The following is a 12,612-nucleotide window of genomic DNA, read 5'->3' as shown; positions in this document are numbered from 1 at the left end:
TGCCACGTACCCGGGCGGCTGCTTTTTGCTGTTTCGCACTTGCGTACCGACTCGCGGACTTTCCTTAACAATCCTGTGAAAAGGTCGTTTTTCCACAGGGAAAGCCTTGATAGGAACGTACAATTATGTTTTAATGTTATAGGAATGTTCGTGTTTTCTTTTGTTCGTTCAAATAGTCAGGAGGTACGTATCTGTGAAAAGAGCGTTAATCAGCGTTTCCGACAAGACTGGATTGCTGCCGTTCGCGCGTCGTCTTGCTGCCGCAGGAGTAGAGATCATTTCTACGGGGGGCACTGCTTCTCTCTTGAAGGAAGCGGGGATTCCGGTCATAGGCATTTCGGAAGTAACCGGTTTTCCGGAAATTTTGGATGGGCGTGTCAAAACGCTGCATCCCACGATCCACAGCGGTCTTCTGGCCGTGCGCGACAATGAAGCACATCAAAAGCAAATGCAGGAATTGGGCATCGACCCGATTGATCTGGTGGTCGTAAACCTGTATCCGTTCAAACAGACGATTGCCAAACCGGACGTAACCTTTGCAGAGGCTATTGAAAATATTGATATTGGCGGTCCGACGATGCTCCGCTCGGCGGCCAAAAACCACGCCTTCGTCACGGTCGTCGTGGATGCAGCCGACTATGAGCAGGTCGCGGCCGAGATCGAGGCGAACCAGGATACGACGCTCGAGACGCGTCGCCGCCTGGCTGCCAAAGTATTCCGGCATACTGCCGCGTATGACGCCCTGATCTCCCGCTATTTGAGTGAGCAGGTGGGCGAACTGCTGCCGGAGAGCTACACCGTCACCTACGAAAAGGCGCAGGACCTGCGTTACGGGGAAAACCCGCATCAGCGCGCTGCATTTTACCGCGAGCCGCTGGCGAGTGCGGCGAGTGTGGCCTACGCCGAACAACTGCATGGAAAAGAACTGTCATACAATAATATTAATGATGCCGATGCGGCACTGGCGATCGTACGGGAATTTGACCAGCCGGCAGTCGTCGCGATCAAGCACTCCAATCCGTGCGGCGTAGGGATTGGCGCAGACATTCGCGCCGCCTACCAGAAGGCGTACGAAGCCGATCCGGTCTCGATCTTTGGCGGAATCGTCGCCGCCAACCGTACGATTGACCGCGATACCGCACTGGCGATGAAAGAAATTTTTCTGGAAATCATCCTCGCTCCTGACTTTACCGAAGAGGCATTGGCAGTGTTGATGGAGAAGAAGAACTTACGTCTGCTGCGCGTGCCGATCGAACAAGAATCCGCGCAAAAAAGAGACAACCTGTTTCGCACAGCTCCGGTCGCAGGCGGTGCCCTGGTGCAAGATTACGACACGAAGCAACTGGAAGAAGCAGAGATCAAGGTGGTCACGGATCGTCAGCCTACAGCCGAAGAGCTGGAGCAGATGAAATTCGCCTGGAAAGTCGTCAAGCATGTGAAGTCAAACGCCATCGTGCTGGCAAAAGAAAACATGACGATCGGGGTCGGAGCGGGCCAGATGAACCGCGTCGGCGCAGCCAAGATCGCCATCGAACAGGCCGGAGAGCAGGCCAAAGGTTCCGTGCTGGCTTCCGATGCCTTTTTCCCGATGCCGGATACGGTGGAAGCGGCGGCACAGGCAGGGGTCACGGCGATCATCCAGCCAGGCGGTTCGGTTCGTGACCAGGAGTCGATCGATGCCTGCAATCGTTTTGGCATCGCCATGATCTTTACGGGCACTCGCCATTTCAAACACTGATCAAGCGAGCGAAACCTCTACACAGGAGGAAAACCAAGATGAAGATTTTGATTGTCGGCGGCGGCGGGCGTGAACACGCCATCGCCTGGAAATTGATGCAAAGCCCGCGTGTCAGCAAGGTGTATTGCGCACCTGGCAACGGAGGAACAGCGCAAATCGCGCAAAATGTACCGATCGATCCCTTTGATTTTGCCGCACTCGCCCAATTCGTAAAAGACGAAGGCATCGAGCTGACGGTAATAGGGCCTGAGGACCCGCTGCTTCGCGGAATTGTCGACTTTTTCAACGAGCGGAACCTGCCTGTATACGGTCCCAGCTCGATGGCTGCCAAGATCGAGGGCAGCAAGTCGTTTGCAAAGAAACTGATGAAGCGGTACGGGATTCCGACTGCTGCCTATGAGACATTCCTCGACTACGAATCGGCGATTGCCTGCGTGCGTGAAAAAGGTGCGCCGATCGTCGTCAAGGCGGATGGATTGGCTGCCGGAAAAGGCGTCGTCGTAGCCGAGACGCTGGAGGAAGCGGAAGAAGCGCTGCGGCAAATCATGCAGGAAAACGTGTTCGGACAGGCCGGCGCGCGTGTCGTGATCGAGGAGTGCATGCGCGGCGAGGAACTGTCCCTGCTCTCCTTTGTCGATGGCGAGACGGTCAAGCCGATGATTACCTCCCAGGACCACAAGCGCGTCTATGACGACGACCGCGGTCCCAACACGGGCGGGATGGGCACGTACGCTCCTGTGCCGCATATGTCGGATGAGCTGGTGGCAGACATCGTGCGCACAATCGTACAGCCGATGGCATCGGGCATGGCGCAGGACGGCATTCCGTTCAAAGGGATTTTGTACACCGGTCTGATGATTACGACGGAAGGGCCAAAGGTCGTGGAGTTTAACGCGCGCTTTGGCGATCCGGAAACACAGGTCATTTTGCCGCTTCTTGAGACCGATTTGCTCGACATCTTCCTGGCTACGGTCAACGGCGAGCTGGATGCGATCGACGTCACCTGGAAACAGGAGAGCGCTGTCTGTGTCATCATGGCGGCTCCTGGCTATCCGGGCGACTATCCGAAGGGACAGCCGATTGCCGGACTGGACAAAGTAGCCGCTCCTGTCACCGTGTTCCACGCCGGTACCAAGGAGACAGACAGCGGTGTCGTGACCAATGGCGGACGCGTGCTGGGAGTAACCGGCACGGGCAAAAATCTGCATCATGCGCGCGAGGCAGCGTATGCCGCCGTGCGTACGATTGCCTTTGACGGGGCGCACTATCGCACGGACATCGGAGCGAAAGCGATGAATGCGCAAAACGGGAAATAAGAATAGATAACAAGTAAAAAAGGTTCCTGCGAACAGTGTCATACTGCCTGCGGGAACCTTTTTGTTGTGGTATGGCGAAATGAAGACCGTCATTTCGCGGACGGAGTTCACAGCGAAGAGTCCGCTTTCAGCCCGATAAGCCCTTTCTGTCTGTTCGTCACGTGATCGGGGGGTGCTTGATTCCCTCGCCCAACATTTCCCATACTGTGCTATGATAGTGAGTGAATGACGGGGCAAAATGGGGTGAGAAAAATACATCGTTTCACACAAAACAAGTTTTTTTCCGTTTCTCCACGAACGGTATCGATCGTGCTGGGATTCGTCATGGCCGTTATAATCGTATCCGGTTGTGCACAAAGCGGGTCGTCCTATGAACGAAAAATCAGGGAAGAGCTGACGGAGCGTTACGGCATTACTTTTGAAGTTGTCGACTCCCTCGGTTCCAACTCCAGCGGATACGATATTCTTGTGATGGCCCCTGACTACGATCCAGACTCGACATTTGCCGTGCAAAGAAAAAGCGGGTCCAGGGCCGAGGGCGGATTGCCCTACAGAAATGTATTATCTGAAGATTATGCGGACACCCGGTACTACTATTATTATCCCGCTCTCGTTGAGAAGCATTTTGGGATACAGCTGGATATTCCGATTTCGCTGTACTGGGATAAAGTACAACAGGAGGAATTGTCGCTGTTTAGGGCGATGATGACGGAACATCCGGAGTATTATATCGATATTACACTCGCAGATCTCGATGAGACCATCAGAAATTCCAGATCTTTCTTTGAAGAGGCGGCACAGCATGGAATGACGAGACTGTTCGTCTCATTCCAGGATCCAAGGTTTCCGATTCGGGATGCCTCTTCGCGACTAGACTATGTATTCACAATCGATGGGGCGGAAAAGGTGGCTCGCCACTCCGATGCAAGCGGTATTCTGTTTGATGAAGCCGAGCTGCGGCAACAGGTGCTGGCGGAAATAACGGAAATAGTCTCCAGAGATTTCGGCAGAGCCTTTAACGAGCTCTATCCGATTCACCAGCAAGCGCATATGTGGAGCATCACGTCGCAATGGAGCGAGACGTTGGACGAGTATACAGTCGAGCTTGCAATCGTTGACACGACGTTAGAAGAGATGGTCGAGGTACTGTACGAAGAGTACGTCAAGGTTATGGATTTCTCCCGCCGTATACCGGATTCCAGGTTAACCGGCATCGCGTTTCATGTGAATCAGCCAGGTGCACAGGATCTCGTTTACCAGCTTCATCCAGTCGTCGAGGAGACGCTGGAACCGGACGTCTTTTCCGATCGCCTGACAGGCCCAACGTATTGATAGCGTGGTCTGAGCTCCTGACGTAGTCGCCGATACTACTTAGACAAACACACGGAGAACCGTATCAAAAAATGCGGCAAACTACGCCACCTGCTGCTCGCTGAGCGCTTTGGCAAGCCTTCTTCTGCGCAAGTCGGCGATCGCGTAGACGAGCAGAAATACGACCATAAACAGTGCCGACCAGCGGTACATGACCGCGTAGCTGGAATAGGTGGCGACGATGCCGAGCAGCAGCGAGCCGACCCCGATGCCCAGATCGATGGAATTCAAAAAGGCGGCGTTGGCCATGCCCCGCTGTTCCAAAGCGACAGCCTGTACTGTCCACGCTTGCAGGGAAGGCTGCAAAAACCCGAAACCGAACCCGTAAAAGACGGCGGAGATGTACAGCAGAAAGGCCTGGTCAGCGAAAGAGAGCACAAACAGACCGATCCCTGTCATCAGCACACCGAGCGGAACGACGGCTTGATGCCCTTTTCTGTCAAACAGCTTGCCTGACAAGGGACGAACCAGCACTACGGTAGCGGCGAAGCAGAGAAAAAACCAGCTTACGTTGGGGAAGTTCGCTTCCTGGCCAAACAGGACGAGGAAGCTGATCAGTCCGCCGTACGTGATCGACAGCAAAAAGTTGAGCGTAGTAGGCAGCACGATCTTTTTGTCGTAAAAACGGGCAAATCCGGTAGCCTTCACCGTCGTCTGTACAGAAGGGGCCGGATTCGACTGGCGACGTATGCCTAACAGCAAAGGAAAGACCGCTGCCAACAGGCAGAGCGTGGTCAGTACCATCGTGCCAAATCCAAACTGCTGCAGCAGGTTGATCCCGATAATCGGACCCAGGGCCAAAGCCAGGCTGACCGATAGCCCGAAATAGCCCATGCCCTCTCCCAGGCGCTTCTGCGGCACGGCGTTGGATACGCTGGTGGCAAAAGCCGTACTGCCCAGTCCAAAGCCAATCCCGAACAACCCGCGCAGGATGATCAGAAGCGCGATGGAAGCGCTGAAGTGGTAGCCGACTACAGCCAGTCCGGAGATGATCAGCCCGGCGACAATCAGCGTCCTGCTGCTCGTGGTCTTGATCGCTTCCCCGGCGTATATCCGCGAGACGATGGCACACAGGTTAAACATCGTCACGACAAGCGACGCCATCATGTCGCTGGATACGTACGCCTCTTTAACATAGGCGGGCATGGTGGCGGCCTGAATTTGCACGACGATAAACAGCAGCAAATTGGATAGAGTAAGAAACAGAAAGTTTTTTGTCCAGAGTCGTTCTCGTTGTTGTATGTCAGCTTGCAATGGTTACACTCCTACTCGTTTGTATGTCGTTCAATGTTCTCACAGCATTGCTGCATCATTTGCCTGAGCTGCTCAAGCTGGGCCGGATCAAAGCCCGCAAAAACTTCGGAGATCGCTTTTTCTTCCGCGGGTATGGCTTGATCCATCAAGGCTTTGCCAGCATCCGTAATCGAAATGATGAAAGCGCGCCGATCGGAATCGCATGTTTTCTTTTCAACCAGGCCTTTGCGCAGCAGTACGTCAAGGATGCGGGTCATAGTCGGCTGGTCCTTGGACGTACGGGCAGCCAGATCTTTTTGCTTCATTCCGCCGGCCTTGTACAGTTGGAAAAGTACGGAAAACTGCTCGGGTGTGATTGCAAAAGGCCGCAGGTGGACGGAGACGTGTTGAACCATCCTGCGGTACGTATTTCCGATGGTAAAGCCCAATGAGTCCTCACGTCGCTGCAACAGGAGAATCATCCTTTCCGGGAAAATACTTGTCTTAGCAATTATATGTACAACAACTGATTGTGTAAAGAAAAAATACCGCCATCAGCTACTGGCGGTACCTTCCTCGTTTTTTGTTTGCAGTGTAGGCAAAGTAGATCATCACGGCGATGACGGCGATGATCATGGCGATCACGAACGCATTGTGCGACAGCCATTCGTATAGTCCCGGTCCGTAAAGCAAGGTATATCGCCCCTTTACGAGTAGGTCGGATAGCGGTATTCGCTGTTGCGATAGGCAGTGTGTCCGTGTGTTTCGCCTTCCTCCATGGAGACGAACTCACGCACTGATTGTTCGATCAGCTTGTCTTCGTCAGTCAGCTTTGCCTGGCTGTCGGCCTTTTGCGGACGCGATTCGGCAGAGCTGCTCTGATGCTGCTGCGCCGCGTTTTTCTGCTTGCTTGCCATCGGCATTTGCGCCATTTTGACTGCCTGCATCCCGGCGTCCTTGAGCTTTTCCATCATCCGCATCCGGTCTTTTTCGGAATGCGAATCCAGTCCCAGCGCCGCATACATCGGACAAAAGCGGGTTGCGCCCTCTGCTACTTTCATCGCCGATAGTCCCAGCAACAGCCATGGAGTTTTATGCGGTCTTCTGCTCATTTGCCCGACTCCGTATGCCAATCCCAAAATCCCGACCGTCATTCTGATCATCGCGTCAGTCGTTCCCACGTTTTTACGCATTCCCATTCCGTATGCCTCCTGTTGTACATGCCTGTATCTACAGGCTAGTCTTCTTCGGGAGGGAAGAAAAAAACGTGGAAATTGTTACTACCCTGCAAAGTGGGTCCGGCAAGTAGCGGGACAGCCTGCTGACACGGTGTTTTTGCCGATTGTAACGGGGGATATGGAAGCGCCTTCGGATGCGAAGCGTGCGCAAATACTTTATTTTACGAAAGCAAAGATATATCATTTCGATTTCAAAAAACAGAATTTAAAATCATACATATATCGAACTGATATGTTTTTTTAAAATATATTTTTTCTCTTGTAAATTTTCTCATTTCTTTTACAATATAAAATAACCAAGCAAAATCAAAGTTTGATACGTTCTCGTACATACGATTTTACGTCTGCAACCTGGTAGAGAGATAACCTTTGCTTGGAAGATCAGAAAATTCCAAAAATAAAAAGGGGGATTCAATTCCGCATGAAAAAACTTTTTACTTTTCGTTTTTTAATTGCGGCATTGGCAACGAGTATCGTCTTGTCAGGCTGTGCAGGCGGTAGCAGTACGGGGGGATCAAGCACGGGGAGCGGATCGGGTGGCGGCAGCAGCTCCGGTTCCGGCTCGTCGGGAAGCGGCGGAGGTACATTGGAAGTCATCAAGATTGCGACCCAGACGCCGCTGTCCGGAAGCCAGTCGTCGCTCGGGGATGCGATCAAGACCGGTGCGGAGTACGCGCTGAACGAACGCAAGGAAGAGTTTAAAGAACTGGGCTTTGACGTGCAGCTCTTCCCGCAGGACGACCAGGCTGACCCGAAAATCGGCGTGTCCAACGCGGAGATGCTCGTATCCGACCAGCAGGTGCTGGGCGTCGTCGGGCACTTGAACTCCGGTGTGGCGATCGCGGCATCGGTGAAGTACGAGGAAGGCAATCTGGTCATGGTATCGCCGGCCAATACTGCGGTGAACCTGACGGAAGAAGGAAAGAAAACGGTACACCGCATCTGCGCGCGTGACGATGCCCAAGGACCGCAGGCGGCGCTGTACGCAAAAAATACACTGGGCGTGAAAAGCGCATTTATCATTCACGACAAGACCGCATACGGGCAAGGGCTGGCGGATCAGGTGAAATTACAGTTTGAAAAAGACGGCGTGCAAGTGCTTGGCTTCGAGGGGATCACCCAAGGGGAGAAGGATTACAGCGCGGTGCTGAACCAGGTAACTGTTCAGAAGCCGGACATCATCTTCTACGGCGGGCTGTATCCGGAGGGCGGCATTCTCGTCAAGCAAGCGCGTGAAAAAGGCTATGAGGGCTACTTCATGGGAGGCGACGGGCTGGATTCGTCGGAAATGATCAAAATTGCCGGCGATGCCGTCGACGGCGTCGTATTTACCTCTGTAGCCGGCGATGTGACCCAGACGGAGGAAGGGAAGAAATGGGCGGATCAGTACAAGGCGACTACCAACAAGCCGCTGGAGACATACTCCGTCTACGGATACGACTCGATGAACGTCATCCTCAACGGTCTCAAGCAGGCGATCCAGGCAAATGGCGGTGCGAAGCCAACCCGTGAACAGGTGCTGGAGGCTGTCCACAACACCAAAGACTTCCAGGGCCAATTCACCAAGGTTACCTTTGATGAGAAAGGCGACAACATCCACGCAGATGTCTTCGTCTACCGGTACGACAAAGAAAAATCCAATTTTGTCGGCAAGGCGGAATAAAACAACCGTACTCAGGCTATCCAGAGATCGCTTTGTGATTCGGCCTCAAACCACGCGGGGGGCACACGAAAGTGTTCGCCCTCCTTTTCTTTGCGAAAAAAGACAGATGATGTAGAATATAAACATTGTTTGTAAAAATATGAAGGATGAATCTTTTTGCATGAAGAATTAGTACCAGTACCTAACTACGAAATGAGGGATGAAAAAGGATGCTTGCTATTTTGCCTCAGGTCTTAGTTGATGGATTGACACTCGGATTTATGTATGCGGTTGTGGCCTTGGGTTACACAATGGTTTACGGGATTTTGGAGTTCATCAACTTTGCACACGGAGAAATCTTCATGGTAGGTGCATTTGTGGGCACAGAGGTGCTCCTGATCACCGACGCCATAGGTGCGCTCGACGGGATGAACCCGTACGTCGCACTGTTTATGACGCTTGTCATCACCATGATTCTGACGGGGGCGCTGGGCGTCGGCATCGAACGGCTCGCGTATCGCCCGTTGCGGGGAGCTCCCCGACTGGTACCGCTGATTTCAGCGATCGGGGTTTCGTTTTTGCTTCAGGATCTGGTGCGTTTTACCGAAGCAATTGCACGCAATGAGTTTTACTTGAACACGCCAGCTTTATTTTCGGGATCAATTTCACTTGGGATTGCGACGATTCCGGTAAAAGGCTTGGTCGTCATCGTCCTTGCGATTGTGATGATGATCGCCTTGACGTTGTTTGTCGGCAAAACAAAGTGGGGAATCGCCATGCGGGCCGTCGCACAGGATCAAAGCACGGCTGCGCTGATGACCATAAATGTGAACAAAGTCATCATGCTTACTTTTTTGATCGGCTCCAGCCTGGGAGGAGCTACCGGGGTACTGTTTGCCCAAAACTACGGGACGATTGACCCGTATATCGGCTTTATCATCGGAATGAAAGCCTTTACTGCCGCGGTACTGGGCGGAATCGGAAATATCCAGGGTGCCATGTTCGGTGGCGTTCTGCTCGGCCTTCTGGAGTCTCTCTCCGGCGCGTATATGGGCCCGCTGACAAATGGTGCCTTCGGGGCTGAATACAAAGACGTGTTTGCGTTCAGTATTCTCATTCTCGTGCTTCTCTTCAAGCCAGAAGGTTTGTTTGGTGAAGCTGTAAAAGAGAAAGTGTAGGTGAAATTATGGCAAACTTGACATGGAGATCATTCAAGGGAATTCCGCTCGTTGTCACTTTGGTCTGGATAGCGGCGTTTGCATTGCTTTTGCATTTTTTGGACAAATCCGTTCTGGCGTTTCTCGGGATTCTTAGTTCGATTGTTCTGATTTATTACACAAATACGAGCAATGCTTTCAAGCTCGCACTGGGGGCGCTCGTGCTCGTCGTCATTATCCCGTTGGTGGCTGGTGACAACCGCTACTACATGGAGGTCGCGTCCCAGGTCGGGATTTACGTCGCGATGGCGCTCGGCTTGAACATCGTAGTCGGCTTTGCCGGGCTGCTCGATTTGGGCTATGTCGCCTTTTTCGCCGCGGGAGCATACGCATACGCGATCTTTTCCACCCCGCAGGTGACCAATTTTATCGCCAGCGATCTGTTTCCGTTATCCGGGAACTGGTTCTGGCCGTTTCTCATCGTTGGCTTGATCGTCGCGGCCATATTCGGGATACTATTGGGCTTGCCGGTCTTGCGGGTGAAGGGCGACTACCTGGCCATCGTCACGCTCGGCTTCGGAGAAATCATCCGCATCGTCTTCAACAACCTGGATAAGCCCATCAACATTACCAACGGTCCGCAGGGGATTACGCCGATTCCCGCTCCCGAGCTGTTCGACATCAGGCTGGGAACGCCGTTTTACTTCTATTGCATCGTACTGATTGTGATTGCGTTTATCGTGCTGGCCAACATCCGCTTTGAAAACTCCCGTCTCGGCAGAGCCTGGATCGCGATTCGGGAGGATGAGCTGGCCGCACAGTCGATGGGAATTTCGCTCTTGCACACCAAACTGGCTGCATTTGCGACAGGCGCGTCGTTTGCCGGAGTGGTCGGGGTTATTTTTGCAGCCAAACAAACCTTTATCGACCCGACTTCCTTTACTTTGATGGAGTCGATCGGAATTTTGGTCATGGTCATTCTCGGCGGCAGCGGCAGCATCCCGGGGGTGGTACTGGGGGCAGCCTTCGTTACGATTTTGCAGGTGCAGCTTCTCAAGGAGTTCTCCAACTTCCTGCACTCGCTGCAGCAGTCCGGGATCATCAACCTCCCCAACCAGTTGGACCCTTCCAAGTTCCAGCGTCTTATTTTCGGGATCATGCTGATCTTTGTGGCGTTGTACAGGCCGAACGGATTGATTCCGGCGAAGCGGAAGAAAAACGATCTGGACGCGATCAAGAACAGTTCGGTTGGCAGAGGGAAACTGGGGATTTTGTCCAAGCTATCCCAGTCGTCTGCTGGCAAACAAACGTAACGGACAGGGAGGAAACAAACTATGGCGCTACTGGAAGCAGTAGGTTTAACCAAGCGTTTTGGCGGTCTGGTGGCCAATCAGGATGTGACCATCCGGATCGATAAAGGAAGCATTACGGCTGTTATCGGGCCTAACGGGGCAGGCAAAACCACTTTTTTCAACATGATTACCGGCTTTTACGACCCGGATGAAGGCGATGTTCTGCTCAACGGCAAAAGCATCAAGGGGCTGCGTCCCGACCAGATTGCCAGCCGCGGCATTACGCGAACCTTTCAAAACATTCGCCTGTTCAAGCAGATGACGGCTCTGGAAAATGTCATGGTCGGCATCCACAGCCGGCTTTCCGCCGGTCTGGTCGGCATCTTGTTCAAGACGAAAAAGGTGCGTGAAGAGGAAGAACTGGCACGGATTGAGGCGTACCAACTGATGGAGTACGTCGGTATTGCCCATGTCGCCAACGAGGAAGCGGGGAGCTTGCCGTACGGATTGCAGCGGAAATTGGAGATCGCCCGGGCGCTTGCCGCCAATCCGCAAATCATCCTGCTCGACGAACCGGCAGCCGGGATGAATCCGCGCGAGACAGTGGAAATGACCGAATTTATCCGCCGTCTGAAAAAAGAGCTGGACCTTACGATTATCCTGATCGAGCACGACATGAAGCTGGTCATGGGACTGAGCGAATACATCCACGTGCTCGACTACGGACGCAAGATCGCTGAGGGAACACCGGAGCAAATCCGCAATAATCCGAGCGTCATCGAGGCTTACCTCGGAAAAGGCGCTACGGAAGTGTCGTAGGAGGGGGGAGCACAAGATGTCATTGCTGGAATTGCACGATGTTCACACCTATTACGGCGGCATCCACGCGTTGAAGGGCTTGTCGATCACGGTAGACCCCGGAGAAATCGTCACCTTGATCGGCTCCAATGGAGCGGGCAAATCGACCACACTGAAAACGATCTGCGGGCAGACGAGGGCACGCCAAGGGAAAATCATTTTTGATGGCAAAGACATTACCCAGATGCAGACCCATGACATCGCCTTGATGGGGATCGCCCATGTCCCGGAAGGACGCCGGATATTTCCCAAGCTGACAGTGCGGGAAAACCTGGAGATGGGAGCGTTTTTTACGAACGACAAAGCCTTGATCGAAGAAGGCATCGAGCGGGCGTTTCGCTACTTCCCGCGGCTGAAGGAGCGGATCAACCAAAAGGGCGGCACGATGTCCGGCGGCGAGCAGCAAATGCTGGCGATCGCACGCGGGCTGATGATGAAACCGAAAATTTTGATGCTGGATGAACCGTCGATGGGGCTGGCTCCGATTCTCGTCGAGCAGATTTTTGAAATCGTGACCGAGCTGAATCGCGAGGGCATGACGATCTTGCTGGTGGAACAAAACGCCAACCAGGCGCTCTCTGTCGCGAACCGGGGCTACGTCATCCAGACCGGAGAGATTACGATGAAAGACGACGCGCACACCTTGCTTGCCAACCCGCAGGTGCGCGAGGCATATCTGGCGTAACGCCACAGGGTGTGTCGAGGCAGTGAACTGCCAACCAGCCAAATCGAAACTCGGGACCGATGGAGAAAGACTCTGTCGGTCC

12 protein-coding genes are annotated in these 12,612 nt (G+C 53.4%); 8 read left to right on the top strand and 4 right to left on the bottom strand.

Going from position 1 to position 12,612, the window contains the following annotated elements; translation table 11 throughout:
- Positions 1-193 precede the first annotated feature (193 nt).
- The 3 genes from purH (at position 194) to ACAF76_RS18400 (ending at position 4,386) form a co-directional block, all read left to right on the top strand.
- Positions 194-1,738: a bifunctional phosphoribosylaminoimidazolecarboxamide formyltransferase/IMP cyclohydrolase gene (gene purH / locus ACAF76_RS18410; protein ID WP_421617132.1), complete on the top strand. Its 1,545-nt coding sequence runs from the start codon at positions 194-196 to the stop codon at positions 1,736-1,738.
- A gap of 38 nt (positions 1,739-1,776) precedes the next feature.
- Positions 1,777-3,054: a phosphoribosylamine--glycine ligase gene (purD, locus tag ACAF76_RS18405; protein ID WP_421617131.1), complete on the top strand. Its 1,278-nt coding sequence runs from the start codon at positions 1,777-1,779 to the stop codon at positions 3,052-3,054.
- Positions 3,055-3,297: 243 nt separating this feature from the next.
- Positions 3,298-4,386, top strand: a complete 1,089-nt coding sequence (locus tag ACAF76_RS18400; RefSeq protein WP_421617130.1) for a hypothetical protein — start codon at positions 3,298-3,300, stop codon at positions 4,384-4,386.
- Positions 4,387-4,467: 81 nt separating this feature from the next.
- On the opposite strand, the gene ACAF76_RS18395 is transcribed toward ACAF76_RS18400, so the two are convergent.
- The 4 genes from ACAF76_RS18395 to ACAF76_RS18380 form a co-directional block, all read right to left on the bottom strand.
- Positions 4,468-5,679 (bottom strand): MFS transporter, encoded by a 1,212-nt coding sequence (locus tag ACAF76_RS18395; protein WP_421617129.1) that lies wholly within the window; start codon positions 5,677-5,679, stop codon positions 4,468-4,470.
- Positions 5,680-5,690: 11 nt separating this feature from the next.
- Entirely contained in the window at positions 5,691-6,128 is a 438-nt protein-coding gene (locus tag ACAF76_RS18390) for a MarR family winged helix-turn-helix transcriptional regulator (protein WP_421617128.1), read from the bottom strand.
- Positions 6,129-6,216: 88 nt separating this feature from the next.
- Positions 6,217-6,351 (bottom strand): EYxxD motif small membrane protein, encoded by a 135-nt coding sequence (locus tag ACAF76_RS18385; protein ID WP_421617127.1) that lies wholly within the window; start codon positions 6,349-6,351, stop codon positions 6,217-6,219.
- 14 nt (positions 6,352-6,365) lie between these two features.
- A complete protein-coding gene (locus ACAF76_RS18380) occupies positions 6,366-6,857 on the bottom strand; it encodes a YgaP family membrane protein (RefSeq protein ID WP_421617126.1) in 492 nt (163 codons plus the stop codon).
- 460 nt (positions 6,858-7,317) lie between these two features.
- On the opposite strand from ACAF76_RS18380, the gene ACAF76_RS18375 reads away from it, so the two are divergent.
- The 5 genes from ACAF76_RS18375 to ACAF76_RS18355 all read left to right on the top strand — a co-directional run bounded on the left by ACAF76_RS18375 (position 7,318) and on the right by ACAF76_RS18355 (position 12,530).
- A complete protein-coding gene (locus ACAF76_RS18375) occupies positions 7,318-8,559 on the top strand; it encodes a branched-chain amino acid ABC transporter substrate-binding protein (RefSeq protein ID WP_421617125.1) in 1,242 nt (413 codons plus the stop codon).
- A gap of 209 nt (positions 8,560-8,768) precedes the next feature.
- A complete protein-coding gene (locus ACAF76_RS18370) occupies positions 8,769-9,716 on the top strand; it encodes a branched-chain amino acid ABC transporter permease (RefSeq protein ID WP_421617124.1) in 948 nt (315 codons plus the stop codon).
- A gap of 8 nt (positions 9,717-9,724) precedes the next feature.
- Entirely contained in the window at positions 9,725-11,008 is a 1,284-nt protein-coding gene (locus ACAF76_RS18365; RefSeq protein ID WP_421617123.1) for a branched-chain amino acid ABC transporter permease, read from the top strand.
- A gap of 21 nt (positions 11,009-11,029) precedes the next feature.
- On the top strand, positions 11,030-11,806 hold the full coding sequence (locus tag ACAF76_RS18360) for an ABC transporter ATP-binding protein (protein WP_421617122.1): 777 nt from the start codon (positions 11,030-11,032) through the stop codon (positions 11,804-11,806).
- Positions 11,807-11,822: 16 nt separating this feature from the next.
- Positions 11,823-12,530, top strand: a complete 708-nt coding sequence (locus ACAF76_RS18355) for an ABC transporter ATP-binding protein (protein WP_421617121.1) — start codon at positions 11,823-11,825, stop codon at positions 12,528-12,530.
- Positions 12,531-12,612 lie beyond the last annotated feature (82 nt).

Source organism: Brevibacillus sp. TJ4 (genome assembly GCF_044627595.2).
GTDB lineage: Bacteria > Bacillota > Bacilli > Brevibacillales > Brevibacillaceae > Brevibacillus.
Note: the sequence above shows the minus strand (reverse complement) of the source record. Positions and strands in the feature narration are given on the sequence as shown.

Bases quoted from the DNA above. Each gene is read 5' to 3' on its own strand.
- ACAF76_RS18370 (WP_421617124.1), top strand. From the start codon at position 8,769: ATGCTTGCTATTTTGCCTCAGGTCTTAGTTGATGGATTGACACTCGGA.
- ACAF76_RS18360 (WP_421617122.1), top strand. From the start codon at position 11,030: ATGGCGCTACTGGAAGCAGTAGGTTTAACCAAGCGTTTTGGCGGTCTG.
- ACAF76_RS18380 (WP_421617126.1), bottom strand. From the start codon at position 6,857: ATGGGAATGCGTAAAAACGTGGGAACGACTGACGCGATGATCAGAATG.
- ACAF76_RS18355 (WP_421617121.1), top strand. From the start codon at position 11,823: ATGTCATTGCTGGAATTGCACGATGTTCACACCTATTACGGCGGCATC.
- purD (WP_421617131.1), top strand. From the start codon at position 1,777: ATGAAGATTTTGATTGTCGGCGGCGGCGGGCGTGAACACGCCATCGCC.
- ACAF76_RS18365 (WP_421617123.1), top strand. From the start codon at position 9,725: ATGGCAAACTTGACATGGAGATCATTCAAGGGAATTCCGCTCGTTGTC.
- ACAF76_RS18375 (WP_421617125.1), top strand. From the start codon at position 7,318: ATGAAAAAACTTTTTACTTTTCGTTTTTTAATTGCGGCATTGGCAACG.